Source organism: Lysobacter silvisoli, from assembly GCF_003382365.1.
GTDB lineage: Bacteria > Pseudomonadota > Gammaproteobacteria > Xanthomonadales > Xanthomonadaceae > Lysobacter > Lysobacter silvisoli.
In genome coordinates, this window is record NZ_QTSU01000001.1 from 649,007 (window position 1) to 673,920 (window position 24,914).

Here is a 24,914-nt window from a genome sequence, read left to right on the forward strand (position 1 = left end):
AAATCCTCCTCAACAAGAAAAAGCCCCGCACGTGCGGGGCTTTTCCGTTCCACAGCAACCTCAGAGCTTGGACCGCAGGATCGGTGGCGGATCCTGCCCGGGCCCCTGCTGTTGTTGCTGCTGCTGTTGCTGCTGCGCCTGCTCCTGCGCCGGCGCCTTCACATGCGAGGCCTGCGGATGCTTGCCGTCCGCGCCGAAGGCGTAACCGATCTCCACCTGCGCGCCGCGGTTCTGCGGCGTGGTCAGCGCGGCGTAGTCGCCGGTGGGCGCCACGCTGCGGTCGTGCAGCACCAGCTGCGGTTTGTGGCTGACCGGGTGGTCGGGCACGAACTGCATCACGTGCTGGCCGGTGGTCTGCGCGACCAGACCCTTGTACTTCGCGCCGCCGCCGATGTCCGCGTCCACCATGATCGCCGACGAACCCGGCTTGAGCTGCTCGGCTTGCGCGGCCAGCGCCTCGCGCGAGGCCGCGCGCGCTTCCAGCGGCTTCTGCAGGCGTTCCACCACCCACTCCGGGGTGTCCTTGCCCTGCGGATAGCTCATGCTTCCGTCCGGGTGCTTCTGCGCCACCAGCATCGGCTTGGCGCCGGTGTTGTCGTAGATGCGGGCGGTGTCGGACTTCTCCACCGCGGCCGGCAGCAGGCCCATCGCGCGCTCGTAGCGCTCGACGATCTTGGCGCCGTCCACCGAATGCCCGCCCAGTGCGGCGCGGTTCTCCACGCGCAGCTTGTTGATCTGCGCGCTCTCGGTGGTCACGAACACCAGGTCCACGCCGAAGCCCTTGCCGCGCGCCTCGTCGAACAGCGCCAGCTTGCCGGGAGTGGACATCACCGTCTCGAACGCGAACGGCTTGTCGCCGTTGACCGCGGCCTTGCGCTGGTCCTCGGCCATGTTGGCCGCGTGCAGGTTGCGCACGTTTTCGTCGGGGTAACGCTCCTTCAGCGTGACCGCGATGTCGTCGGCGTTGATGTAGTTCTTGGGGAATTCCGCGCTCTCGCGCAGGCCCTTGGTGATCGTGCTCTTGCCGGAGCCGTTGGGCCCGGCCAGCACCACCATCAGCGGGGCGTCGTCACCGGGCGGCATCGGACGCCCCCCCATCGATCGGTTCGATCCGACCGTCCGGGTAGCGCTTGCACCAGACCCCATCGATCTTCACCGCCTGGGGCAATCCGTGCGCAGCGGCTTCGGCGACCGCGTCGGCCACCGCCTTCTCTATCAGCTGATCGGCGCGCTCCGGCCCGATCTGGTCGATCAACGACTTGGTCACGACTACGTCTCCTTGTAGGGGAATGTCCGTCCGTTCGCGCCGCCATGCCCGGCGCGCTGGCGCGCACCCGCAGCTTCGGCGTGACGATGCATGCTAGCGCGCGCCGCCCGGCGCAACAAACGCCGGCGGGGCGGAAGCGTGACTGCGATAGCGGATCGGCCGGCGCTCAGCGTTTGCGCTTGACCGCCTTGTAGCCGGTGGCGGCCACCGCCTCCACGGTCAGGCTGAAGCTGCGCGTCTCGCCGGGGAACAGCGCGCCCACGCCGACCACCTGGCGGGTGACCTCGTGGCCGTCCTCGTCGCGGATCGACAGCAACATGGTGTATTCCCACGCGCCCTCGGCGGGCGCGTGGATGGTGCTTTCGACCTGCAGCGGCGAAAACTTCGCCGCCGCCTGTTGCAGCGTGGCCGGGTCGAACTTGAGATGGTGCTTGCAGGCGGGGCAGACGCTGGCGCTGTCGAGGATCGTGGTCTTGCAATGCGGACAGGTGCGAGTGGCCCCGGGCATGCCCGGGCGCGCGGCGTTCATGCGCCGGCGCCGTTCTCCGGCTTGTTGCCCTTATCGCCTTTCTCGTGACCGGACTTGGCGTCCTTGTCGTCGAAGCCGAACTCGACCTGGCCGCGCATGCGCGAACCCGGCGCGACGGTGACCACGCCGGCCTTGACGTCGCCGACCATCATGCCGCCCTCGAGCAGTTCGACGCGCTGCGCCGCGTCGATGTTGCCTTCGAGCTCGCCGGCGATCACGACCTTGCGCGCGCGCACGCCGCCGTTCAACTTGGCGCCGACCTCGATGGTGAGATCGCCGTCCACCTGCACGTCGCCCTTGAAGCGGCCGGCGATGCGGATGTGGCCCGAGCCTTGAATCTTGCCTTCGATAGACAGGTCCGAGGCGATCAGCGATTCCTTGCCGTTGTCGCGTTCCACCGGCTTGGGCGCGTAGGAAGGCGAGGGCGCCGGGTTGCTGAAGTTCGCCGGCGCCGCGGGCGGCACGGCCTGGCCGAAGCTGATCTCGTTGGCGGTGTCGGGCTCGCGCTTGAGCGCGGTCTCCGGCTGCGGCGGCGGTACCGTCTCGCGCTTGGGCGAGTTGGGCTGATTGAAAATGGCCATGCGCGGCGTCCTCTGAAGTTCGGGGGAGACGTTCGGGTGAAGAACGGGTAACAGCGAGGTTGAGCTTGCGAGCCTAACACGCTGATACAACGCGACCGGTGTGATGCGTCTCACCAAACCATGCAGCGGAATCGGCTGTCGCGGATTCAGTTTTGCGCATCCTGGCGCGGGCCGCGCAAAGGCTTGCGCGCGCTGCATTTCGCGCATGGCGCGAAGGCGTTGCGGGTACAGAGTGGTTTAGATTTCTTTCAGGACGATGAATGGGGCGACGTTGCGCCTCAGTGTTTCAGCAAGCTCAGCCACATCGGCAAGCTGGCAGCCAAGATCATGTGCGCGGCTGCGATCCAACCTGTCCAGCCGACGCGGCGGCGCGCTTCGTCCAAGGAGAGGCGCTTGCACCACGCATACAGCAAGTCGTGCAACACCGGTATTGCGCCGGCATATGCGCTGTTCAATATGGTCAAACCTTCGGACTGGCCGCCGTTCAGAGCGAACCGGCCGATCATGTGGGTCGCGAACGCGCCGGTCATCATCGCCGCCACGACCACCATATGCTCTGGCCATGAGCGCGGTAACGACCAGACATAGCCGACCGCGAACAGCAGGATGATGGCCACCGCTGGCCACCAGTGGCTGGCGATCAGGCCGGCGGCGAACCACAGGCCGGCGTAGAGCAACGGCGGGTAGTAGCCACGCATGCGTTCCAAGTGCGTGGCCAGCCGTCGACAGGCGGTCGTGATCAAGGTCCACGCTAGCAACACGCCAGTCAGTACCGCGAAACTCATTGCCACGTCTTGTAAAGGGCGGGTGTTGGCGTCGAACAAGGCGACCAAGCCCAGCAGCCCTCCGCCGTACAAGGCCATGCGCAGCGGCGTCACCATCAACCGACGCCAATTCAGGTTGTCGCGGTCGGTCACGCGACGCCAGAAGTCTTTGCTTTCCGGGCTCAAGCGCGCGTCCGCCGCGCTGGGATAATCCTGCTCCAGGGTCAACAGCAGGCTCATAAGACGCGAAGGCAGCAGTGGCACCAGCAGCAGGAACAGCCGGCGCAGCCAACGGCGCGGACCCAGCAGTTCGTGCATCATCTCGCGGTCAACGGGCGTTTCTTCGCCAGGCGAGCGGTAGCGCGCGATCTCCTGGTCCAGGGCATGGGCCTCGTGCGCCTCGCGCAGGCGCTCGCTCAACTGGCGGCGCAGCCAATCGTCGTCGGAAGACACGCCGTCCAGATCGAAGAACTGCAGGATCAGGCGCAGCGCATGCGGCGGCGGCAGCGGGTCGTTATGGGCCAGCATCGAGGCGACCGGCGTGCGCAGGGCCTGCTTGAGTTCCAGCGAGTACAGCGGCTCCAGGCTGCGCAGCCAGGCATCCAGCGCATGCGGCGGATCGGTCTGCGCGCGCTCGCTCAGTTCGTGCAGGAAACCGTCGACGTCGAAGCTCCTGCGTACGAAGCGCGGGCTGTCGTCTTCGGACGTCTCGTCGACCTCGTCGGCGTCGTAGGGCGAGGGCTGCGCTTCGTCCGCCGCGTCCGCGGCGCCGCCGGAACCGGCCACCTCCGAGGGGAGCGGCATCTCCTCGTCGTCGTCCTGCCACTCGTCGCGGTTGGCTGCGATCTCCAAGCAGCGCCGATACGCCTCGTTCAAGGCCTGGAATGCCGCCGGATCCTCATCCGGCCGGTTCTGGCGCAGGCGTTGGGCGTAGGCGCGCTTGATCGCGGCCTCGTCGGCATCGCGCTTCAGGCCGAGCAGGGCGAAGGGATTGCGCATCAACCGCCCGGGAACGAACCGCAGCGAACCAGTGCGAGCACGAACATGATGCACACCCAGATCGGCCAGAACGGGAAGCGGCTGCCGTCGTCCTCGTCGATGGCTTTGGCCTGGCCGAACAGCCGGTTGGCCGCGGCGGTGTGCTCGGATGTGAGCCGGGCGCGCTGCTGCAGTTCGGCGATGCGCGGCCACAGCCAGTCGTGCGCTGCGCCGACTTCGTCCAGGTGAAAGAAATGGAGCACGGCGGCCAGATGACGTGGCGGCAGTTCGGGTGCGGCCAGCAGCGCGTCCAGTACCTGTGGCGCCAGCATCTCGCGCGCGCCAACGGCGTAAAAGGCGGGATGCGATTGTAGCCAGCGGTATACATCGCTATCGCTGCCGACGCTGGAGACTTCGAACAGCTCGGCGACGAAGGCGTGGTGGTCCAGGCGGATCTCGGCGCGCGCGTCGTCGCCGGCCTCGGCGGTCGTCGCCCCATCCTGCGCGTGCGAGGCATCGGCCAGTGGGCGATCCATGGCCAAGGCCGCGCTCAAGGCCTCGGGCGTCAAACGCAGCGCGAGCGCCTCTGCGGGCGACGGCTCTGCGCCGGCCTGCGCTTCCTGGTCATCGTCGTCCCAGTCGTCATCTGCGTAGTCTTCGCCGCCGCTGGCGCGCCAGGCGGCGTAGTCCAGGCACTGGCGATAGGCTTCGTTGAGTGCCTGGAACGCGGCGGGGTTTTCGTCCGGCCGCGCCTGGCGCAGCTCGCGCGCGTAGGCGCGGCGGATCTGCGCTTCGTCGGCGTCGGGTTCCAGCCCCAGCCGGGCGAATGCGTTCACGCGTAGCCCTGGGCTTCGACCTGGTCGAGGAAGGCGGCGAACTGGCTGCGGTGTTCGGCGATGTCGCGCACGTCCTGGCCGTTGAGCACGGTGCGGAAACGCACCAGCGCCGACTGCAGCTGATCGCGCGCCCACAGCAGTTCCTCGTACAGGCGCTCGGCGCGCGCGATCACCGCGATGTTTTCCTGTTGATCGCGCGGGTGCACCTTGAGCGCGGACAGCGCGGCCAGGCGCGCGCGGATTTCCTCCGGCGCCAGCACGCCCGGGTTCTTCTCCAGCACCACCTCGCGGGTCAGGCCGGTGGACAGCGCGGTGGCCTCCACTTGCAGCAGGCCGTTGATGTCGTAGGTGAAGCGGATGTCCAACGGGTTCTCGTTGCGGCGCTTGGCCGGGATTTCGATGGAGACCTTGCCCAGGCGCACGTTGTTCTCCACCCGCGGGCTCTCGCCCTGGTAGATCTCGAACTCCACCTCGCGTTGGCCGTCGTGGACCGGGTAGTAGCGCTCCACCCGGCTCACCGGCACGGTGCTGTTGCGGTGGATGATGGGCGAGAACACGCCGCTGACCAGCTGGCCGTTGCCGGTTTCCTCGGAAGTGTTCACCCCCAAGGTGTGCGGGCACACGTCGGTGAGGATGATCTCCTCCAGCGACTCGTCGCGCGCCTTCATGCCGGCGGCCACGCAGGCGCCCACGGCGATGGCCTCGTCCGGATTGACGTGGCGCAGCGGCAGGCGGCCGAACATGCGCGAGACCAGGCGCGCGGCCAGCGGCATGCGCGAGGCGCCGCCGACCAGCACGATCTCGTCCAGCTGGTCCGGGCGCAGCTTGGCGTCGCGCATGGCGCGCTCCAGCGGCGCGCGCAGGCGCTGCACCAGCGGGTCGCAGAGCTGGGCGAAGGCGTGTTCGTCGATGCGCCAGCGGCGCGGCTCGCGCTGCAGGGTCAGCTCCACTTCGGCGTCGTGGCCGTGGGCCAGCTCGCGCTTGGCCAGTTCCAGCCGGCGCTCCAGCTGGGCCAGTTCGGCCAGGGTCAGCCGTTCCAGCGCGATGCCCTGGTCGCGCAGGAACGCGTCGCGCATCGCGCGCGAGAAATCCTCGCCGCCCAGGAAGTTGTCGCCGGCGCTGGCGTGCACTTCCATCACGCCCTCGAACATTTCCAGGATCGAAACGTCGAAGGTGCCGCCGCCCAGGTCGAACACCAGGTAGCGGCCGCTGCTGCGTTGCTGCAGCCCGTACGCCAGCGCCGCGGCGGTGGGCTCGTTGATCAGCCGTTCGACCTTGATCCCGGCCAGTTCGCCGGCGATGCGCGTGGCCTTGCGCTGGCTGTCGGAAAAGTAGGCCGGCACGCTGATCACCGCCTCCTCGACCTTGCCGCCCAGGTGCGCCTCGGCGTCGGCGATCAGCGACTTGAGGATCAGCGCGGACAATTCTTCCGGGCGGAAGCCGTGCTTACCCAGCACGGTACGGCGGTCGGTGCCCATCCAGCGCTTGAACGCGCCCACGCTGCGCTGCGGGTGCGAGACCAGCCGCTCCTGCGCGGCGCGGCCGACGATGACGCCGCCCTCGTCGTCCACGCTCACCACCGACGGCGTCAGCAGTTCGCCCAGGGCGTTGGGAATCAGCCGGGCCCCGTCCGGGCCGTAACTGCCGATCAGGGAATGGGTGGTGCCCAGGTCGATGCCGACGATCATGCTGCTGCAGGTCCGTTGCGGGTTACATGCGGAAGACGCCGAAGCGGGTGCGGTCCTCGATCGGCGCGTTGAGGCTGGCCGACAGGCCCAAGCCCAGCACCCGGCGGGTGTCGGCCGGGTCGATGATGCCGTCGTCCCACAGCCGCGCGGTGGCGTAGTAGGGATTGCCCTGGGTCTCGTACTGCTCGCGGATCGGCGCCTTGAACGCGTCCTCTTCCTCGGCCGTCCACACCTTGCCGGCGGCTTCGATACCATCGCGGCGCACGGTGGCCAGCACCGAGGCGGCCTGTTCGCCGCCCATCACGCTGATGCGCGCGTTCGGCCACATCCACAGGAAGCGCGCGCCGTAGGCGCGGCCGCACATGGCGTAGTTGCCGGCGCCGAAGCTGCCGCCGATGACCACGGTGAACTTGGGCACGTGCGAGCAGGCCACCGCGGTGACCATCTTGGCCCCGTCCTTGGCGATGCCCGCGTTCTCGTACTTCTTGCCGACCATGAAGCCGGTGATGTTCTGCAGGAACACCAGCGGGATGCCGCGCTGGTTGCACAGTTCGATGAAGTGCGCGCCCTTGAGCGCGCTCTCGGCGAACAGGATGCCGTTGTTGGCCACGATGCCCACCGGGTAGCCGTGCAGGTGGGCGAAGCCGGTGACCAGGGTCTTGCCGTAGCGCGCCTTGAACTCCTGCAGCTCGCTGCCGTCGACGATGCGCGCGATCGCCTCGCGGATGTCGAAGGGCTTGCGCGTGTCCTTGGGCACGATGCCGTACAGCTCTTGCGCCGGGTACAGCGGCTCGCGCGCGGCCTGCGCCGCCACCGGCAAGGTCTTCTTGCGGTTGAACGTGGACACGATGTCGCGCGCGATCTGCAGCGCGTGGCGGTCGTCCTGGGCGAAATGGTCGGCCACGCCGGACACCGAGGTGTGCACGTCGGCGCCGCCCAGCGCTTCGGCATCCACCACTTCGCCGGTGGCGGCCTTCACCAGCGGCGGGCCGCCAAGGAAGATCGTGCCCTGTTCCTTGACGATCACCGACTCGTCGCACATCGCCGGCACGTAGGCGCCGCCGGCGGTGCAACTGCCCATGACCACGGCCACCTGCGGAATATTCTCGGCCGACAGCCGCGCCTGGTTGTAGAAGATGCGGCCGAAATGCTCGCGGTCGGGGAAGACCTCGTCCTGCAACGGCAGGAAGGCGCCGCCGGAGTCGACCAGGTAGACGCAGGGCAGGCGGTTCTCGCGCGCGATCTCCTGCGCGCGCAGGTGCTTCTTCACCGTCATCGGGAAATAGGTGCCGCCCTTGACCGTGGCGTCGTTGGCCACGATCACCACTTCCTGGCCCTGCACCCGGCCGATGCCGGCGACCATGCCCGCGGCGGGCGCGGCGTCGTCGTACATGCCCTCGGCGGCCAGCGGTGCGATTTCCAGGAACGGCGAGCCCGGGTCCAGCAGCGCGGCGATGCGGTCGCGCGCGAGCAGCTTGCCGCGCTCGGTGTGCTTGGCCCGGGCCTTCTCGCCGCCGCCGCCGGCGGCGCGGGCCAGGCGCGCGTCGAGTTCCTCGACCAGGGCGCGGTGGTAGTCGACGTTGTCGCGGAAATCCTGCGAGCGCGGGTCCAGCTGGGAGGTGATCGCGGGCATCGGTACGGAGGCGGCGAAAGACGCGGCATCAAACCATAAAGCGGCGGCGCGGGCCAATGATGCTTGCGCCGTACGCGCGGGAATGCACGGGCGGTGTGCACAAAAAGAAAGGCCCGCTTGCGCGGGCCCTTCCGGTATCGCTAGGAGGCAAGCGCGAATTACTTCTTCGCTTCTTCCTTCTTGGCCTCGGTGGCAGCGGCGTCGGCCTTGTCGGCGACCTTCTGCGCAGCGTCGGCGGTGGCCTGGGCGGCGTCGGCGGTCGCAGCGGCGGCGCCGGCGGCGGCCTCCGAAGCGGCGGCGCTGGCGGCGTCGGCGGCGTTGTTCGCGGCAGCGCCGGCTTCGGCAGCGGCTTCGCCGGTGGCGGCGGCAGCGGCGTCGGCGCCTTCGGCGACGGCGGTGCCGGCGGCGTCGGCGGCCTGGGCGGCGGCGTCACCGGCCTGCTCGGCGGCGGCCGCGGCCTGAGCGGCCTCGTCCTTCGCGGTGTCGGTGTTGTTGGTGCAAGCCGACATGGCCAGGACGGCGGCGGCGAGGAGGACGTAGAGCTTGGTGTTCATGGTTGTCTCCGAAGGAGTTGTCTGAAGGTTGAAAACAGCGGACGTACATCAGGCAACGCCAGTGCGCGCAGCGAGCCGGCCCTAGCCGGTTCTTCGTTCACTGACCACTACTCAGCTACGGAAAAGCCGCCGGTAACCCGGCGGCTTTCCCAGTCTTGCGTACCCGGTGAGGGGTATTACTTCTTCGGCTCTTCCTTAGCAGCATCGGTCGCCTGGTTGGCGGCCGAAGCGGCGTCGGCGGCGGCGTCGGCAGCCTTGCCAGCGGCGTCGGCAGCGGCGTCGGCAGCGGCCGGGGTGGCGGCAGCGGCAGCGGCGTCGGCCGAGGTGGCGGCGGCGTCGGCAGCGGTAGCGGCCGTGTCGGCAGCAGCCTGAGCGGCGTCGGCAGCGGCGGCGTCGCCGGTGGCGGCGGCGGCGTCGGCGGTGGCCTGGGCTTCGGTCGAAGCAGCGGCAGCGTCAGCAGCGGCGTCATCAGCCTGCTTCTGGTTCGAGCAAGCGGCCAGGGCCAGGCCCAGGGCCAGGGCGAGCAGCGCCTTGTTGAAAGTCATGATTCGGTTTCCTCGTCGATTAGTTAGGCAACGCGCAGTTGCGCGCCGATAACATGATGACAAGCCAGTGACGCGTGTCAAGCGGCTTGGCCGGTTTTTTTTTAACAACGCGTTTTTAACTTTTTACAGAAGTTCCACCGCGATCGCCGTGGCCTCGCCACCGCCGATGCACAGGGAAGCCACGCCGCGCTTGCCGCCGCGGGCACGCAGGGCGTTCAGCAGGGTCACCACCAGGCGGGCGCCGCTGGCGCCGATCGGGTGGCCCAGGGCCACCGCGCCGCCGTTGACGTTGAGCTTGTCGTGGGGGATGCCCAGGTCCTTCATCGGCGCCATGGCGACCACCGAAAACGCTTCATTGATCTCGAAAAGATCGACGTCGGCGACGGTCCAGCCGGCCTTTTCCAGCACGTTTGAAATCGCTTTCACCGGTGCGGTGGTGAACCACTCGGGGGCCTGGGCGTGGCCGGCGTGGGCGACGATGCGCGCCAGCGGCTTGAGCCCGCGCGCGGCGGCGTTGTCGGCCGACATCAGCACCGCGGCGGCGGCGCCGTCGGAAATCTTCGAGGACGCGGCGGCGGTGAGCACGCCGTCCTTGCCGAACGCCGGGCGCAGGCCCGGGATCTTGCTGACATCGATCTTGCCCGGCTCTTCGTCGTTGTCCACGACCACGTCGCCCTTGCGGCCCTTGACCGTGACCGGGACGATCTCGTCCTTGAACGCGCCGTTGGCCACGGCGGCCTGGGCGCGCTTCACGCTTTCCTCGGAATAGGCGTCGATGGCCGCGCGGTCGTAGCCGTAGGAGGCGCAGGTGGCGTCGCCGAACACGCCCATGGCCTTGCCGTCGTAGGGGTTGGTCAGGCCGTCCCAGGCCATGTGGTCGAGCATCTCGGCGCTGCCGTAGCGGATGCCGGTGCGCGAATTGTTGAGCAGGTGCGGGGCGTTGGTCATCGACTCCATGCCGCCGGCGACCACGACCTGGGCCGAGCCGGCCTTGATCAGGTCGTGCCCCAGCATGATCGCCTTCATGCCCGAGCCGCAGACTTTATTGATGGTGGTGCAGCCGGCCGCGGTCGGCAGGCCCGCGCCCAGCGAGGCCTGGCGCGCCGGGGCCTGGCCCAGGCCGGCGGGCAGCACGCAGCCCATGATCACTTCGTCGACCTGGTCGGCGGCCACGCCGGCCTGGTCCAGCGCGCCGGCGATGGCGGCGGTACCCAGGGCGGGGGTGGGGACGCCGGTGAACTGGCCGAGGAAGGAACCGATGGCGGTGCGCTTGGCACCTACGATGACGACGTCGCTCATGGGAACTCCGGAGTAGTACGGCCGGCGCAGGGGCCGGAACCACCCGATTATGCGACTCGATGCTGCAGTGCCGCAAATGCCGGATTTGGGGGTGTAGGGGGCGTGCGGTGCGGGGGCGGGAGCGCGGTCGCGGCTCACGCCGCTCCTACCCCAAAGCGCGAGCGGCGTCGCAAGCTGCGGCGCGACGGAGGGGCCGGAATTGGCCCTGAACCGCTCAGCTTGGTGTACCGCCGTGCAACGGCCGAATGCCGGCTTTGGGGCAGGGGCGGCGCAAGCCGCGACCGATCCCTGCAAATTTGCGTCGCCGACCCGCCTGCGACGTATTCCCGATCGCGGCTCACGCCGCTCCCACAGAGAGCAGCAGCGCCGGAACCTAGGTGTAGGAGCTGCGCAAGCTGCGACCACGCCAATGCACGCACCCGCGCCACCTCCGGCCACATCAATCGCGGCTCACGCCGCTCCTACCCCAAAGCGAGAGCGCTCCCCGCTTTCTGTGGGAGCGGCGTAAGCCGCGATGAGCTCCACACCCGGCGTACCCACAACGCAAAAGGCCGGCGCATGCGCCGGCCTTTTGCCATCCCGCAATCGCGGCTTACGCCGCTGCCACGGCGACGCGTCAGCTATTGCCCTGGAACAACTCGCGCCCGATCAGCATGCGGCGGATCTCGTTCGTGCCCGCGCCGATCGCGTACAGCTTGGCGTCGCGCAGGATGCGGCCGGTGGGGTACTCGTTGATGTAGCCGTTGCCGCCCAGGGTCTGGATCGCTTCCAGCGCCACCTGCACCGCGCTGTCGGAGGCGTGCAGCAGGCACGAGGCCGCGTCCACGCGGCTCTTGTGGCCGGCATCGAAATCGCGCGCGACCTGGTAGGCGAAGGCGCGGCTGGACTGCAGCGCGGTGTACATGTCGGCGATCTTGCCCTGCATCAGGCCGAAGGTGCCGATGGCCGCGTCGAACTGCTTGCGCTCGCGCACGTAAGGCAGGGCGTTGTCCATCGCCGACTGCATCAGGCCCAGCGGGCCGCCGCTGAGCACCAGGCGTTCGGTGTTCAGGCCGCTCATCAGCACCTTGACGCCCTGGTTGACCTCGCCCAGCACGTTCTCGGCCGGAATCTCGCAGTTCTCGAACACCAGTTCGCAGGTGTTGGAGCCGCGCATGCCCAGCTTGTCCAGCTTCTGCGCGGTGCTGAAGCCCTTCATGCCCTTCTCGACGATGAAGGCGGTCATGCAGCGGCTGCCGCTGTCCTTGCCGGCGGTGCGCATGTACACGATCAGCACGTCGGCCTCGGGGCCGTTGGTGATCCACATCTTGTTGCCGTTGGCCACCCACACGCCGTCCTTGAGCTCGGCGCGGCAGCTCATCGAGCCGACCACGTCGGAACCGGCGCCGGGTTCGCTCATCGCCAGCGCGCCCTTCCACTCGCCGCTGCACAGCTTGGGCAGGTACTTCTGCCGCTGCGCCTCGTTGGCGTTGGCGTACAGGTTGGACACGCACAGGTTGGAATGGGCGCCGTAGGACAGGCCGACCGAACCGGAGGCGCGCGAGATCTCCTCCATCGCCACCAGGTGGGCCAGGTAGCCCATTTCGCTGCCGCCGTACTCGCCGGGCACGGTCATGCCCAGCAGGCCCATCTCGCCCAGCTTGGGCCACAGGTCCTGTGGAAACGCGTTGTCGTGGTCGATCTGCGCGGCGCGCGGGGCGATCTGCGCTTCGGCGAAACGGCGCACGGCCTCGCGCAGCGCATCGATCTCTTCACCCAGGGGGAACGGACGCATCGGGACTCCTGTCGAGCTGAACTGGTTGCGTAAAAAGTGTGTGTAGCGCCCCAACGAAAGACGGGGCCTTGCGGCCCCGTCGTCGTCGAATCGCTTAGTGGCCGCCGCGGATTCGACCCCGGAAGCTCGGGGCCGAGCGGCCCATCGGCAGCTTGAGCTTGCCGATCGCGTCGATGCGCTCTTCGGCCAGGCGGTCGGCCGCCTTGTAGGTCGGGATCGCGTCGCGCTCGGCGATTTCGAAGATGCGGCCGAGGTTGTGGTAGATCGTGCGCATCATGCGCATGGCGCGCTCGCGGTTGTAGCCGTCCAGTTCCAGCGCCACGTTCATCACGCCGCCGGCGTTCACCGCGTAGTCCGGCGCGTACAGGATGCCGCGCTTGGACACTTCGTCGCCGATGGCGTTGTTGGCCAGCTGGTTGTTGGCCGCGCCGCAGATGATCTTGGCCTTCAGGCGGGGCAGGGTCTGCTCGTTGACGGTGCCGCCCAGCGCGCAGGGCGAGTACACGTCGGCGTTGACGTCGTAGATCTCGTCCAGGCCCACGGCCTCGGCGCCGTACTCGGTCACGGCCTTGTCGACCAAGCCCTTGTTGATGTCGGTGACGAAGATCTTCGCGCCGCGCTCCTTGAGCAGCTTCACGAACTCCATGCCGACGTGGCCCAGGCCCTGCACGGCATAGCTGTACTTGCCCACTTCCTCGTCGCCGAAGCGCTTGTTCAGCGCCGCCATCAGGCCCTGCAGGGTGCCGTAGGCGGTGAACGGCGAGGGATCGCCCGAACCGCCGTGGACCTGGTGCACGCCGGTGACGTACTCGGTCTCGCGGTACACGTATTCCATGTCGTTGACGTCGATGCCCACGTCTTCGGCGGTGATGTAACGGCCGCCCAGCGAGTCGACGAACTTGCCGAACGCGCGGAACAGCGCCTCGGACTTGTCGGAGGACGGATCGCCGATGATCACCGCCTTGCCGCCGCCGATGTTCAGGCCCGCGACCGCGTTCTTGTAGGTCATGCCGCGGCTCAGGCGCAGCACGTCGTTCAGCGCGTCCTGCTCGGTCTTGTACGGCCACATGCGCAGACCGCCCAGGGCCGGGCCGAGCACCGTGTTGTGGATCGCGATGATGGCCTTCAGGCCGGCGTCCTTGTTATGGCAGAACACGACCTGCTCGTGGCCGAAGGTGTCGAGGGTTTCGAAAATCATCGGGTGCTCCGAAACGGCGTGGTGCGCGTAGCGCGTAACGCCAGGAATGTCTGGTAAGTCGGTGAAAATGAAGGAATTCGCCTGCGCGGGGCCCGTTCCAGCGGCGCCGCAGGGGCGACAGTCTAAAGCAATCGGGGGATACGGCTACGTATGCCGGTCGGAGCCGCCGACATGAATGCGCAGCCCCGCCTCCCCTGGATCGATACAACCCGTCCACCGCTGTGGGGTAGGAGCGGCGTAAGCCGCGACCGTACCCAATTCGCCGATGCCGCCTCGATTCCCCCTGTAGGAGCGGCGCAAGCCGCGACCGCGCCACTTCGTTCGCCAGCGCAGCCGACGCCTTCTGTGGGGGCGGCGTAAGCCGCGATAGATGCACCGCAAATCGCAGCACCTGCCTCAAGCGTGGCTAACCGCGGCTTACGCCGCTCCCACGGAAAGCAGTAAAGCAGCGCAACAGAAGGCCGCGACCTCAAAACAACCGATACGTACGCTCCCGCAGCCACAACGTCGCCAACCACTTCTCCCCGCGCAGCACCGGCCGCCCCGCATGCAGCGAGTCCGGATCCGGCTGCCCGTCGGGATGCAGGTTGTCGAACACCACCGCGCGCCCCGGCTGCGGCGTCACCACCACGCCCGCTACCGGGAACTCGGTCTCGCCGCCGGCTTCCACCGGATTGAGGTAGGCGCAGATCGTGCGCAGGCGGTTGCCGGCCTCGGGCCGGTCGCGTTCCAGCGAGCCCGGCGGCCGGTAATCGCGGTGCGGGCGGTATTCCTCGCCCGGCGCGTAGCGCAGCACGGTCAGATGCTCGGCCTGGGTCAGCGGCACGCCGGCCGCGCGCGTCATGCGCAGCTGCACCACGCGCAGGGCCAGGTCTTCCTGGATCGGATCGATCGCCGCATCGCTGCTGGTGCGCGTGGCGTGCGGCAGCGGCGCGCCGGTGTCCGGGTCCACGGTCTGCGAGCGCTGCAACGAAGGCTGGGCGCTGGCGATCAGCAGCCGGCATTCGTCGGCCGACAGCAGGGCGTCGACCGTGGCGACCCTGGGCCGCGACGACAGCGGCGTGACCGCCACCGGCTGCAGCACTTCTTCCAAGGCCAGCGTGCCCGCCGCAGGTGCGGCGGACGCCGGTAAAGGCGCGGTCGTGGACGGCAGGCGCGCCACGCCGTGCGTGGCCAGCTGGCGCAGGATGTCCTGCGCCGCCTGCGGCTGCGCCGCGCAGCCTTCGCCGCGCGCCAGGCGTTCGGCCAGCAGGCGCGCGGCGACCACGTCGCCGCGGCCCGCGCCGCGTTCCAGCAGTTGCAGGCACAGCACCTGATCGTTGGGATCGGCGCGGCGGCCGAAGTGCAGCGCCGCCGCGCGCAGTGCCGGCGGATAGTCGGCCCGCACCGCCGCCAGCAGCCGCTCGTTGCTGCGGCCGTCGTGGGGCAGGGCGCGGCCGCCCAGGGCGACCAGGGCCAGGAAATAGCCGGCGATCGGACTGCCCGCGGCCTCCGCGCGCAGCAGCCACTCCACCGCATGCTCCGGATCGGCCGCCGTGCCCACCCCGTACAGCAGCATGCGCGCGTACTCGATCTGCGCATTGGCCATGCCGCCCTCGGCCGCGCGCCGGTGCAGGCCGCAGGCCTCGTCCACCTGCTGGCGCGACACCAATGCCGTCGCCAGCAGGTACAGCGATTGCGGGGTGCCGCTCTGGGCGTCCAGGCGCAGGCGGGTCAGGGTGGCGTCGTCGCTCATTCGCCCGAGCGTAACCGAGCCCCGCGCCCGCGGGGAACGGCCGGGCCGGCGGGGCGCAACACCGGGCGCGCCCGCCGACGCTCAGGCCGTCAGCGGCGCGCCCAGTAACCGTCGTGGAAGCGCCAATCCGGCCCGTGGCGGTACCAGCGCGGACCCACGTAGGCGTAACCCGGGCGCACCCGCACGTAGTGCCCGCCGACCCAGACGTGGCGCCGCCCGTTCCAGCGCCAGTAGCCCGGCGCCCAGGCGTAACCCGGCCGCACCGCCACCCGCTCGTAGCGCATCGGCGGCGGCGCGATGCGCACGCTCACTCCGACCACCGCCGCCTGCGCCGCCGGCCACGCCGTCACACCCGCCACCGCCAACACCGCCGCTGCCATCGCATGCCGCATGCCCATCGTCGTGCTCCCGTTACCGGCGCGATTCGCCGTCGTCAGTCACAACGCCCGCCGCCGCAAGCGTGTTGACGCCCGCGCCGCCGCGGTTCAGTGCCACGCCAGCAAGCTGAAGCTGCGCTATCCCAAGCGCCCGCGCTGCAACTTTGGGGTAGGAGCGGCGTGAGCCGCGACCGCGCCACCGCACTCAACGACGCCAGCCGCCGCAAGCCCGCGTCGCGGCTTACGCCGCTCCCACACAAAGCCAGAAGACGGGCCGTGCATACCGCCCCGCATCGTCCTCCCGTCCGGCACCAAACCCGTGCCGCCAGCCCCCCAACCCAGCCCAACGCCCGCCTCGCGTTACAATGCGCTCCATCTGTTTTTCGTATTGAGCGCGCCATGAGCACTCCCGCTGCCGTAGTCCCCGCCTCGCAGACCGACGCCACCCCGCTGCGCTTCGTCACCGCCGCCAGCCTGTTCGACGGCCACGACGCGGCCATCAACATCATGCGCCGGCTGATCCAGGGGCAGGGCGCCGAGGTCATCCACCTCGGCCACAACCGCTCGGTGGAAGACGTGGTACGCGCGGCGCTGCAGGAGGACGCCGACGGCATCGCCCTGTCCAGCTACCAGGGCGGCCATGTGGAGTACTTCAAGTACATGGTGGACATGCTGAAGGAGCGCGGCGCCGGCCACATCCGCGTGTTCGGCGGCGGTGGCGGCACGATCACGCCCGAGGAGATCCGCGAACTGCAGGCCTACGGCGTGGAGCGCATCTACCACCCCAACGACGGCATGCACATGGGTCTGGTGGCGATGATCGAAGACGTGATCCGCCGCGCCAGCGCCGCGCGCCTGGCCGACCAGGCGCCGGACCAGCCCGCCGCGATCGACGACGAGATCAGCATCGGCAAGACCCTCTCGGCCATCGAGGAAGGCCTGCTCGACGAAGCCCAGCTCGCCCACCTGCGCAAGCAGTGGCAGCTGGCCGGCGGCAAGACCCCGGTGGTGGGCATCACCGGCACCGGCGGTGCCGGCAAGTCCTCGGTCACCGACGAACTGCTCAACCGCTTCCTGGCCAATTTCCCGCAGATGCGCATCGCGGTGATCTCGGTCGACCCGACCCGCCGCCGCACCGGCGGCGCGCTGCTGGGCGACCGCATCCGCATGAACTCGCTGCGCAGCCACCGCGTCTACATGCGCTCCATGGCCACCCGCCGCCAGCACGTGGCCACCAACGCCGTGCTCAAGGACTGCATCGGCTTCCTCAAGGGCCTGGGCTACGACCTGGTCATCGTGGAAACCGCCGGCATCGGCCAGAGCGACTCGGAGATCGTCGACCTGGTCGACTTCCCCATGTACGTCATGACCAGCGACTTCGGCGCGCCCAGCCAGCTGGAAAAGATCGACATGCTCGACTACGCCGAGCTGGTGGTGCTGAACAAGTTCGACAAGCGCGGCGCCGAAGACGCGCTGCGCGACGTGCGCAAGCAGTGGAAGCGCAACCGCGTGGCCTTCCAGACCAAGGACGAGGACGTTCCGGTCTATCCCACCATCGCCAGCCAGTTCAACGACCCCGGCATCAGCTGGATGTTCGCCAACCTGTGCCGCCTGCTGCGCGACAAGCTGTCCCTGCCGGCCGAGGCCTGGACCCCGCAGATCAACACCGACCTGAAGGAACCGCGCGCCACCGTGCTGATCCCGGGCGCGCGCGTGCGCTACCTGGCCGAGATCGCCGAGCAGGGCCGCGGCATCAACCGGCAGATCGAAACCCAGTCCGAGGTCGCCGACCGCACGCAGTCGTACTGGCAGTCGCTGCACGACCTGGAAGACCCGCGCCTGCCGCAGCAGCTGGACCTGTACGTGGCCGACGCGCTGACCGAAGGCGACGACCGCAGCCTCAAGACCCTGCGCCAGCGCTACAACGACGCCGTGCAGTCGCTGAGCTCCGAAGCGCTCAAGCTGCTGCGCGAGTGGCCGGCGCGCCTGAAGTCGATCACCGACGAGGTGAACGAGTACAAGGTGCGCGACAAGACCATCCGGGTCGAGAACTACCGCGAGTCGCTCAGCCACCAGAAGATCCCCAAGATCGCCGCGCCCACCTACAAGAGCTGGGGCGAGCTGCTGACCTTCCTGCAGAAGGAAAACCTGCCGGGCTACTACCCCTACACCGGCGGCGTGTACCCGTACCGCCGCACCGGCGAAGATCCCATCCGCATGTTCGCCGGCGAGGGCACCCCGGAGCGCACCAACCGCCGCTTCCACTACCTGTCCGTGGGCCAGCCGGCCGCGCGCCTGTCCACCGCCTTCGACAGCGTGACCCTGTACGGCGAAGACCCGGCCGTGCGCCCGGACATCTACGGCAAGATCGGCAACTCCGGCGTCAACATCGCCTCGCTGGACGACATGAAGAAGCTGTACTCCGGCTTCGACCTGTGCGCGCCCAGCACCTCGGTGTCCATGACCATCAACGGCCCGGCGCCGATCATCCTGGCGATGTTCATGAACACCGCCATCGACCAGCAGGTGGAGAAGTACCTGCGCGCCGACCAGGCGCGCTGGGACGCCGCCCACGACACGATCGAACGCCTGTTCGCCGGCAAGCAGCGCCCGCAGTACAGCGGCATGCTGCCCGAGACCAACGACGGCCTGGGCCTGGGCCTGCTGGGCGTGACCGGCAACCAGGTGGTGGAGCCGGAGGTCTACGAGCGGATCAAGGCCGACACCCTCAAGACCGTGCGCGGCACCGTCCAGGCCGACATCCTCAAGGAGGATCAGGCCCAGAACACCTGCATCTTCAGCACCGAGTTCGCCCTGCGCATGATGGGCGACATCCAGCAGTACTTCGTCGACAAGAACGTCCGTAACTTCTATTCGGTGTCGATCAGCGGTTATCACATCGCCGAAGCCGGCGCGAACCCGATCAGCCAGCTGGCCTTCACCCTGTCCAACGGCTTCACCATCGTCGAGTACTACCTCGCGCGCGGGATGAAGATCGACGACTTCGCGCCCAACCTGTCGTTCTTCTTCAGCAACGGCATGGACCCGGAGTACACCGTCATCGGCCGCGTCGCCCGCCGCATCTGGGCCCGCGCCATGCGCGAGCGCTACGGCGCCGACCCGCGCAGCCAGATGATGAAGTACCACATCCAGACCTCGGGCCGTTCGCTGCACGCCCAGGAAATCCAGTTCAACGACATCCGCACCACGCTGCAGGCCCTGTACGCGCTGTTCGACAACTGCAACAGCCTGCACACCAACGCCTACGACGAAGCCATCACCACCCCCACCGAGGAATCGGTGCGCCGCGCCGTGGCGATCCAGATGATCATCAACAAGGAGCTGGGGCTGAACTTCAACGAGAACCCCTGGCAGGGCAGCTTCATCGTCGACAAGCTCACCGACATCGTCGAAGAGGCCGTGTACAAGGAGTTCGAGGCCATCAGCGAGCGCGGCGGCGTGCTCGGCGCCATGGACACCATGTACCAGCGCGGCAAGATCCAGGAAGAGTCGCTGTACTACGAACACAAGAAGCACGACGGCAGCCTGCCCCTGGTGGGCGTCAACACCTTCCTGCCCAAGGACCACGGCGGCGACATCGTCACCGAGATCGAACTGATCCGCTCCACCGAAAGCGAGAAGGGCCAGCAGATCGACAACGTCCAGGCCTACCAGACCGGCCGCAACGGCTACGCCGCCGAAGGCCTCAAGGGCCTGCAGGCCGCCGCCCGCGAACGCCGCAACGTGTTCGCCAGCCTGATGGAGGCGGTGCAGACGCACAGCCTGGGGCAGATCAGCCATGCGTTGTACGACGTGGGCGGGGAGTATCGCCGCAACATGTGATTGGGGCTTTTTGCGGGCAACGGCGAATTCCCCTCAATCCCCCTTTTCAGAGGGGGAAGACAAGCAAAGCGGCGACCCTGTGGTTCCCCCCTTTGAAAAAGGGGGGGCTGGGGGGATTTGCTTTACCCTGCAACGTCCCCACCGCAGCCACCCCACATGTCCATCGTCCTAACCGACTTCGCCCGCGCCCGCCTATTCCCCCGCGAGCCGCGCCGCAACACCATCCAGGACATCGGCCCGCAGCAGTTCGAGCGCCACCTCAACGAGCACGCACCGCTGCAGGTGCTCGACGGCTACGCCCCGTTCTGCAAGCTGCACGTGCACCGCAACTGGACCTCCACGCGCTGCCTGACCGTGCCCGTCACCGCGGACAACCGCCACCTGCTGCGCAGCGACTACGAAGCCCGCACCCAGGACGAACTGCCCGTGCTGGTGCGTTGGTTCGAGAACATCGACCCGCCCGTGGCCGATTACCTCATCGTCATCCTCTACAGCCGCGAGCAACTGGCCAAGGAGGGCACCCACACCGACGCCGACTGGGGCGTGGTCGGCTGCATGTACACCGCCGACCCGGTGGAAACCCCGATGGCGCCGATCACCATGATGCGCAACGCCTTGGGCGTGGAAGAGGGCGGCTCCGGCGTGCACCTGGACCGCGCCGCCTACCAGCGCAGCGTCGAGTTCTGGCGCACCCACGCCAACTGGCGCGGCTAACCCCACCCAGCCGCGCCCGGCCTTGGGGTAGCACGCCCCCCACACGCCCGCGCAATCGCCGCCACCCCGATCGCGGCTCACGCCGCTCCTACCCCAAAGCCAAAGCGCTCCGCCGATCTCCCCTGTAGGAGCGGCGCAAGCCGCGACCACGCCACCCAGAGGCCAACGCCACTCCCCCTGTGGGAGCGGCGTAAGCCGCGATCTACCCCACCCGCACCGGCTGCCGCAACACCGTCTTCAACCGCTCCGCCACCGTCTTGCGCGGATCGCTCAAATAAATCTCATGGTGATGCCCCGTAGGCGCCAACCCCTGCGCCGGCAAAACTTCCTCGTGCAAGCGCCGCAGGGTAGGGCCCTCATCGTCGTACGCCCCCACGTGCAAGGTCTGCACCGCCAACCCTTCCTCCAACACTTCCAGGCGCAGCCGCGACAACGCCGGCAACCCCTTCTTCCCGATCGCCTGCGCAATCGCCTGCTCGACCAAAGCCGCCGGCACGAACTCCGGTACCGCGATCATCATCGTCCAGCGCCAGCGGTCCTTGCGCCGCGCCACGAAGTCCGACAGGTCCTCCGCCCACCACAGCCCCTCCAGCGGCGGCACCACATAGTCGCGCCCCAACTCGGCCTTGCTCTTGAACTTCAGCGTGTACGAAGCCGTGTACAACGCCTCCACCGCCGCCGCGTAGTCCGGCGAGGTATTCGGATCGCCCGCGCCGTCGATCATCAGGTACCGCATGGCCGGCATCTCCACCTGCACGAACTTGCCGGCCGGCGCGCTGTACAGCGGCTTCAACGCCTTCTTGATGTCGTACTTGTCCATGCAGTGTTCCTCACCACGTCAGCGACGTGGAGACCCGCCAGCGGTGGTGATAGTCGTTGGGAATCGAACCCTGCCTGATCTCCAAGGTGTAGCCGCAGCCCGACTCGGTCTTGCCCGTATAGCGGAACGCATTGGCCTCGTACTGCTCGTCCGAGCCCAGCAACTCCCATTGCCCGCTATCGCGCAGTTGCTTGATGTAGCTGCGCTTCAACGCCATGACCTCGTCGAGCGTCATCAGCCCGAACCACAAAGTGCAATGCCGCCCCACGCAGCGATAGCCGTCGATCTGCGCGCCCGGCGGCAACGGAACCGCCTCCGGCCACCCAGCCGGGTGCCCCACCACGGCGGCGCCTACCAACGGCCGATCCTCCGGTGGCGCACCTACCTCGGCTTTCGGCCCTACCGAAGCGCAACCCGCCAACACACACAGCCCAGCCGCAGCGATCGCACGCGCGCCACGCCGTCCAAGAAATCCGTTCATCCCTTCCCCCTGTTGGATTCGTCCACTCCAAAGCTTAGCGATGATCCCGCTTCGGGGTAGGAGCGGCGTAAGCCGCGACCACGCCCCCCCCACACCCCGACGCAACCGCCCCACCCATCACACTCCCCAGGACTTCCGCCACAGGCCCACCCCCACCCCCTGGCTATAGTGACCCCACCACCCGCGCAAAGGACGTTGCCGTGATCCGCACCCGTCTTCCGCTAGTCATGCTGCTGGCCGCCGCCACCACCGCCTCCGCCGGCACCCTCCACGGCATCCAGCCCGACGACCTCAACCGCAACGGCGACCCCTGCGTCGACTTCTACGACTACGCCAACGGCGCCTGGCGCAAGCAGAACCCCATCCCCGCCTACATGGACCGCTGGAGCCGCCGCTGGCAATCCGGCGAGGTCAACAAGGAACACGTGCGCGACATCCTCACCGAACTGTCCGCCCGCAGCGACTGGCCGCAGGGCAGTGCAGGGCAGCTGGCCGGCGACTTCTACGCCGCCTGCATGGACGAATCGCGCATCGATGCCCTGGGCAGCCAACCCGTGCAACCCTGGCTGGCCGACATCGCCGCCGTCCACGATCAGGCCAGCCTGCAACGCATGATCGGCCGCCTGCACGACGTGGGCATCGCCGTGCCCTTCGGCCTGTACGCCGGCGAGGACCAGCACGAACCCTCGCGCACCATCGCCCACCTGTACGCCGCCGGCCTGGGCCTGCCCGACCGCGACTACTACTTCAAACCCGAACCGCGCTTCGCCGACGCCCGCACCCAGTACCTGGCCCACGTGGCCAAGATGTTCGAACTGGCCGGCACGCCCGCCGCCGAAGCCAAGGCCAAGGCGCAAACCGTCTTCGACTTCGAAAAGCGCCTGGCCCAGGCCTCGCTGGACAACGTGCAACTGCGCGACCCCAAGCAGCAGGACCACCCCATGGCCTTCACCGGCCTGGCCAAGCTCAGCCCCAGCTTCGACTGGGCCGCCTACTTCAGCGCCGCCGGCGTGCCGCGCGTGGACCTCAACGTCACCCAGCCCGCCTTCCTGCAGCAGTTCGAAAAAGAACTGGCCACCACCCCGCTGCCGCAGTGGCAGGCCTACCTGCAGTGGCACGTGCTCAACACCGCCGCCGACTCGCTGTCCACGCCCTTCGTCGAACAGAACTTCGCCTTCAACCGCACCCTCACCGGCGCCACCGAAATCAAACCGCGCTGGAAGCGCTGCGCCGAACTCACCGACGCCCAACTGGGCGAGGCCCTGGGCCAGAAATACGTGGAAAAGTACTTCCCGCCCGCGGCCAAGGCGCGCATGCAGGACATGGTCAAGAACATCCTGCTGGCCATGGACGACACCATCCGCGAACTGGACTGGATGGACGAGGCCACCAAGCAAAAAGCCCTGGAAAAGCGCGCCACCTTCGTCCCCAAGCTCGGCTACCCCGACAAGTTCAAGGACTACAAAGGCGTGGTCGTGAGCCGCGACTCCGCCTGGAACAACCTGGTCGCCGCCTCGCGCTGGAACGTGGCCGACGCCCGCCGCCAGGTCGGCAAGCCCACCGACCGCAGCCGCTGGGGCATGACCCCGCCCACCTCCAACGCCTACTACAACCCGCTGCAGAACGAGATCGTCTTCCCCGCCGGCATCCTGCAAGCCCCGGCCTTCGACTTGAACGCCACCGACGCCGTCAACTACGGCGCCATCGGCGTGGTCATCGGCCACGAAATCAGCCACGGCTTCGACGACCAGGGCGCCCAGTTCGACGCCCAGGGCCGCCTGGCCAACTGGTGGACCCCGGAAGACGGCAAGCAATTCGCCGCCAAGGGCCAATGCGTGGTCGACCAGTTCGAGGGCTACTTCATCGAACCTGGCGTGCACCACAACGGCAAGCTCGTGCTCGGCGAATCCATCGGCGACCTGGCCGGCGCCAAGCTCGCCTACCGCGGTTACCTGAAATCGCGCGAAGGCAAAGGCCCCGAACCCACCCTGGACGGCTTCACCCCCGAACAACAGTTCTTCATCGCCTGGGGCCAATGGCGCGGCGACGAAACCCGCATCGAAACCCAGCGCAGCATGATCCAGGGCGACCCACACCCCATCGCCAAGTACCGCGTCAACGGCCCGCTCTCGAACCTGCCCGCGTTCCAGCAGGCGTTCCAGTGCAAAGCCGGCGCGCCGATGGTGCGGGCGGAGAAAGATCGCTGCGAGGTCTGGTAAAGCCAGCGGCGCGTAGGCAGGGCAGGCACCCGGCCCTACGACGCACCTGCCCCTGTAGGAGCGGCGTGAGCCGCGATCCCCTCCCCATCCGCCACGCTGGCCGCCACCCCTGCGCAGGGGTGGCAGACCGCCCACCCCAAAATTTGATCTGCCGCACATTTCGGAGCAGCATGCGGCCCTAGGGGTAACACCAGCACGCCATCGCGACCAGGCCTCACCGGGCCTGGCGAACGCACCGTCATCGAATCTAGGGAGGGGGTCGATGCTCTTGGGCACTATCGGTCGGGCCGCACCGCCCGCCACGCGTTCGGCCATCGGCCTCGCGGCCTCCACTTGCCGCACGCGCCCCGCACTCCCTTCGCCTCCGCGCCCCGCCGAACACGGCGGATGGGCGCTCCGCGCCGTTGCCGTCCATGCCTATCGCATCGGCCCGCGCCTCGTTTCCGCCAACACCTCGCCAAGCCCGGCCACCTCGCGCCCTGGGCCCAACGCCACCCTTTAACGCCACTCACTCATAGGACGTTCCATGCCGATCACCCTGCGCAACACCACCCAGTACATCGCCCAGTTCGTGGTGCGCAAAGGCGGCCAGGTCATCGCCCGCCTGCCCGGCATTGAGCCCAACGCGCAGATGGTGGTGCCCACCGAAGGCACCTACCAGGTCACCGCCATGACCATCATCGACGGCAACACCTACACCTCCGCCCCGATGGACGTGACCGGCGCCGTCAGCTTCCTGGCCCAGGTGCTGCAAGTGCGCGAGCAAGGCACCTACGAGTTCGACGTAGTGCAGGGCTACAGCACCCGCCCCGACCAGATGCAGTTCCAAAAGACCACCCTGGCCCCGGTCACCTTCACCATCGACAAGGACGGCGTGCCCATGCAGGCCGTGGTGGTGCCCGACAGCTTCACCATGCAGACGCTGGATATCAGCGACACGTTCTATGTCTATGCGGTCGTGAACGGGGTGACTACCGCTACGGTCAGTACGACCAATCTCAATGCGCAGGTGACGGCGACCAGCGATACCAGCACATTGGAGCAGGGCTACTTCACGCTTGAGATCGGTTGAGGCGGTG

At 68.2% G+C, this 24,914-nt stretch carries 21 protein-coding genes; 4 read left to right on the forward strand and 17 right to left on the reverse strand.

The window, feature by feature from the left end:
• Positions 1-60: 60 nt before the first annotated feature.
• The 15 genes from DX914_RS02985 to DX914_RS03055 form a co-directional block, all read right to left on the reverse strand.
• A complete protein-coding gene (locus DX914_RS02985; protein WP_115857566.1) occupies positions 61-1,083 on the reverse strand; it encodes an ATPase in 1,023 nt (340 codons plus the stop codon).
• Positions 1,070-1,267 carry a hypothetical protein gene (locus DX914_RS02990; protein WP_115857567.1) on the reverse strand — a complete coding sequence of 66 codons (198 nt, stop codon included), beginning with the start codon at positions 1,265-1,267 and terminating at the stop codon, positions 1,070-1,072. Before DX914_RS02990 ends, DX914_RS02985 begins: the two co-directional genes overlap by 14 nt.
• A 166-nt stretch (positions 1,268-1,433) precedes the next feature.
• Positions 1,434-1,796 (reverse strand): hypothetical protein, encoded by a 363-nt coding sequence (locus tag DX914_RS02995; RefSeq protein WP_115857568.1) that lies wholly within the window; start codon positions 1,794-1,796, stop codon positions 1,434-1,436.
• Positions 1,793-2,377 carry a bactofilin family protein gene (locus DX914_RS03000; protein ID WP_115857569.1) on the reverse strand — a complete coding sequence of 195 codons (585 nt, stop codon included), beginning with the start codon at positions 2,375-2,377 and terminating at the stop codon, positions 1,793-1,795. The genes DX914_RS02995 and DX914_RS03000 overlap by 4 nt, the downstream gene beginning before the upstream one ends.
• A gap of 278 nt (positions 2,378-2,655) precedes the next feature.
• Complete coding sequence (locus DX914_RS03005) at positions 2,656-4,140, reverse strand: J domain-containing protein (RefSeq protein WP_115857570.1); 1,485 nt, start codon at positions 4,138-4,140, stop codon at positions 2,656-2,658.
• On the reverse strand, positions 4,140-4,955 hold the full coding sequence (locus tag DX914_RS03010; RefSeq protein WP_115857571.1) for a J domain-containing protein: 816 nt from the start codon (positions 4,953-4,955) through the stop codon (positions 4,140-4,142). Before DX914_RS03010 ends, DX914_RS03005 begins: the two co-directional genes overlap by 1 nt.
• Positions 4,952-6,643, reverse strand: a complete 1,692-nt coding sequence (locus DX914_RS03015) for a molecular chaperone HscC (protein WP_115857572.1) — start codon at positions 6,641-6,643, stop codon at positions 4,952-4,954. The genes DX914_RS03010 and DX914_RS03015 overlap by 4 nt, the downstream gene beginning before the upstream one ends.
• Positions 6,644-6,665: 22 nt before the next feature.
• A complete protein-coding gene (locus DX914_RS03020; protein ID WP_115857573.1) occupies positions 6,666-8,276 on the reverse strand; it encodes a carboxyl transferase domain-containing protein in 1,611 nt (536 codons plus the stop codon).
• Between the two features lie 158 nt (positions 8,277-8,434).
• Entirely contained in the window at positions 8,435-8,830 is a 396-nt protein-coding gene (locus tag DX914_RS03025; protein WP_115857574.1) for a hypothetical protein, read from the reverse strand.
• A 176-nt stretch (positions 8,831-9,006) separates the two neighbouring features.
• Positions 9,007-9,375, reverse strand: coding sequence for a hypothetical protein (locus tag DX914_RS03030; RefSeq protein ID WP_115857575.1), 369 nt, complete (start codon positions 9,373-9,375; stop codon positions 9,007-9,009).
• A gap of 123 nt (positions 9,376-9,498) precedes the next feature.
• On the reverse strand, positions 9,499-10,674 hold the full coding sequence (locus DX914_RS03035) for a thiolase family protein (RefSeq protein ID WP_115857576.1): 1,176 nt from the start codon (positions 10,672-10,674) through the stop codon (positions 9,499-9,501).
• A gap of 616 nt (positions 10,675-11,290) precedes the next feature.
• The gene (locus DX914_RS03040) at positions 11,291-12,448 is read right to left on the reverse strand and encodes an isovaleryl-CoA dehydrogenase (RefSeq protein WP_115857577.1); all 1,158 of its coding nucleotides are present in this window, start codon (positions 12,446-12,448) and stop codon (positions 11,291-11,293) included.
• Positions 12,449-12,542: 94 nt separating this feature from the next.
• On the reverse strand, positions 12,543-13,646 hold the full coding sequence (locus tag DX914_RS03045) for a Glu/Leu/Phe/Val dehydrogenase dimerization domain-containing protein (RefSeq protein WP_115857578.1): 1,104 nt from the start codon (positions 13,644-13,646) through the stop codon (positions 12,543-12,545).
• 469 nt (positions 13,647-14,115) lie between these two features.
• Complete coding sequence (locus tag DX914_RS03050; protein WP_231118125.1) at positions 14,116-15,381, reverse strand: 2OG-Fe(II) oxygenase; 1,266 nt, start codon at positions 15,379-15,381, stop codon at positions 14,116-14,118.
• Positions 15,382-15,470: 89 nt separating this feature from the next.
• Complete coding sequence (locus tag DX914_RS03055) at positions 15,471-15,779, reverse strand: YXWGXW repeat-containing protein (RefSeq protein ID WP_115857579.1); 309 nt, start codon at positions 15,777-15,779, stop codon at positions 15,471-15,473.
• Positions 15,780-16,157: 378 nt separating this feature from the next.
• On the opposite strand from DX914_RS03055, the gene DX914_RS03060 reads away from it, so the two are divergent.
• Entirely contained in the window at positions 16,158-19,601 is a 3,444-nt protein-coding gene (locus tag DX914_RS03060) for a methylmalonyl-CoA mutase family protein (protein ID WP_115857580.1), read from the forward strand.
• Between the two features lie 156 nt (positions 19,602-19,757).
• Complete coding sequence (locus DX914_RS03065) at positions 19,758-20,315, forward strand: DUF3228 family protein (protein WP_115857581.1); 558 nt, start codon at positions 19,758-19,760, stop codon at positions 20,313-20,315.
• Between the two features lie 202 nt (positions 20,316-20,517).
• On the opposite strand, the gene DX914_RS03070 is transcribed toward DX914_RS03065, so the two are convergent.
• Positions 20,518-21,135, reverse strand: coding sequence for a GyrI-like domain-containing protein (locus tag DX914_RS03070; protein WP_115857582.1), 618 nt, complete (start codon positions 21,133-21,135; stop codon positions 20,518-20,520).
• 10 nt (positions 21,136-21,145) lie between these two features.
• Positions 21,146-21,370, reverse strand: coding sequence for a hypothetical protein (locus DX914_RS03075; RefSeq protein ID WP_147300584.1), 225 nt, complete (start codon positions 21,368-21,370; stop codon positions 21,146-21,148).
• 446 nt (positions 21,371-21,816) lie between these two features.
• Here DX914_RS03075 and DX914_RS03080 point away from each other — a divergent pair, with 446 nt between their 5' ends.
• Entirely contained in the window at positions 21,817-23,835 is a 2,019-nt protein-coding gene (locus DX914_RS03080; RefSeq protein ID WP_147300585.1) for a M13 family metallopeptidase, read from the forward strand.
• Positions 23,836-24,361: 526 nt separating this feature from the next.
• On the forward strand, positions 24,362-24,907 hold the full coding sequence (locus tag DX914_RS03085; protein ID WP_115857585.1) for a hypothetical protein: 546 nt from the start codon (positions 24,362-24,364) through the stop codon (positions 24,905-24,907).
• The last annotated feature ends 7 nt before the right edge of the window (positions 24,908-24,914 follow it).

Excerpts from the sequence above, each read along its gene's own strand:
- DX914_RS03055 (WP_115857579.1), bottom strand. The coding sequence starts at position 15,779 with ATGGGCATGCGGCATGCGATGGCAGCGGCGGTGTTGGCGGTGGCGGGT.
- DX914_RS03060 (WP_115857580.1), top strand. The coding sequence starts at position 16,158 with ATGAGCACTCCCGCTGCCGTAGTCCCCGCCTCGCAGACCGACGCCACC.
- DX914_RS02995 (WP_115857568.1), bottom strand. The coding sequence starts at position 1,796 with ATGAACGCCGCGCGCCCGGGCATGCCCGGGGCCACTCGCACCTGTCCG.
- DX914_RS03035 (WP_115857576.1), bottom strand. The coding sequence starts at position 10,674 with ATGAGCGACGTCGTCATCGTAGGTGCCAAGCGCACCGCCATCGGTTCC.
- DX914_RS02985 (WP_115857566.1), bottom strand. The coding sequence starts at position 1,083 with ATGCCGCCCGGTGACGACGCCCCGCTGATGGTGGTGCTGGCCGGGCCC.
- DX914_RS03005 (WP_115857570.1), bottom strand. The coding sequence starts at position 4,140 with ATGCGCAATCCCTTCGCCCTGCTCGGCCTGAAGCGCGATGCCGACGAG.
- DX914_RS03025 (WP_115857574.1), bottom strand. The coding sequence starts at position 8,830 with ATGAACACCAAGCTCTACGTCCTCCTCGCCGCCGCCGTCCTGGCCATG.
- DX914_RS03030 (WP_115857575.1), bottom strand. The coding sequence starts at position 9,375 with ATGACTTTCAACAAGGCGCTGCTCGCCCTGGCCCTGGGCCTGGCCCTG.
- DX914_RS03045 (WP_115857578.1), bottom strand. The coding sequence starts at position 13,646 with ATGATTTTCGAAACCCTCGACACCTTCGGCCACGAGCAGGTCGTGTTC.
- DX914_RS03070 (WP_115857582.1), bottom strand. The coding sequence starts at position 21,135 with ATGGACAAGTACGACATCAAGAAGGCGTTGAAGCCGCTGTACAGCGCG.
- DX914_RS03075 (WP_147300584.1), bottom strand. The coding sequence starts at position 21,370 with ATGACGCTCGACGAGGTCATGGCGTTGAAGCGCAGCTACATCAAGCAA.
- DX914_RS03085 (WP_115857585.1), top strand. The coding sequence starts at position 24,362 with ATGCCGATCACCCTGCGCAACACCACCCAGTACATCGCCCAGTTCGTG.
- DX914_RS03020 (WP_115857573.1), bottom strand. The coding sequence starts at position 8,276 with ATGCCCGCGATCACCTCCCAGCTGGACCCGCGCTCGCAGGATTTCCGC.
- DX914_RS03050 (WP_231118125.1), bottom strand. The coding sequence starts at position 15,381 with ATGAGCGACGACGCCACCCTGACCCGCCTGCGCCTGGACGCCCAGAGC.
- DX914_RS03015 (WP_115857572.1), bottom strand. The coding sequence starts at position 6,643 with ATGATCGTCGGCATCGACCTGGGCACCACCCATTCCCTGATCGGCAGT.
- DX914_RS03000 (WP_115857569.1), bottom strand. The coding sequence starts at position 2,377 with ATGGCCATTTTCAATCAGCCCAACTCGCCCAAGCGCGAGACGGTACCG.
- DX914_RS03065 (WP_115857581.1), top strand. The coding sequence starts at position 19,758 with ATGTCCATCGTCCTAACCGACTTCGCCCGCGCCCGCCTATTCCCCCGC.
- DX914_RS03040 (WP_115857577.1), bottom strand. The coding sequence starts at position 12,448 with ATGCGTCCGTTCCCCCTGGGTGAAGAGATCGATGCGCTGCGCGAGGCC.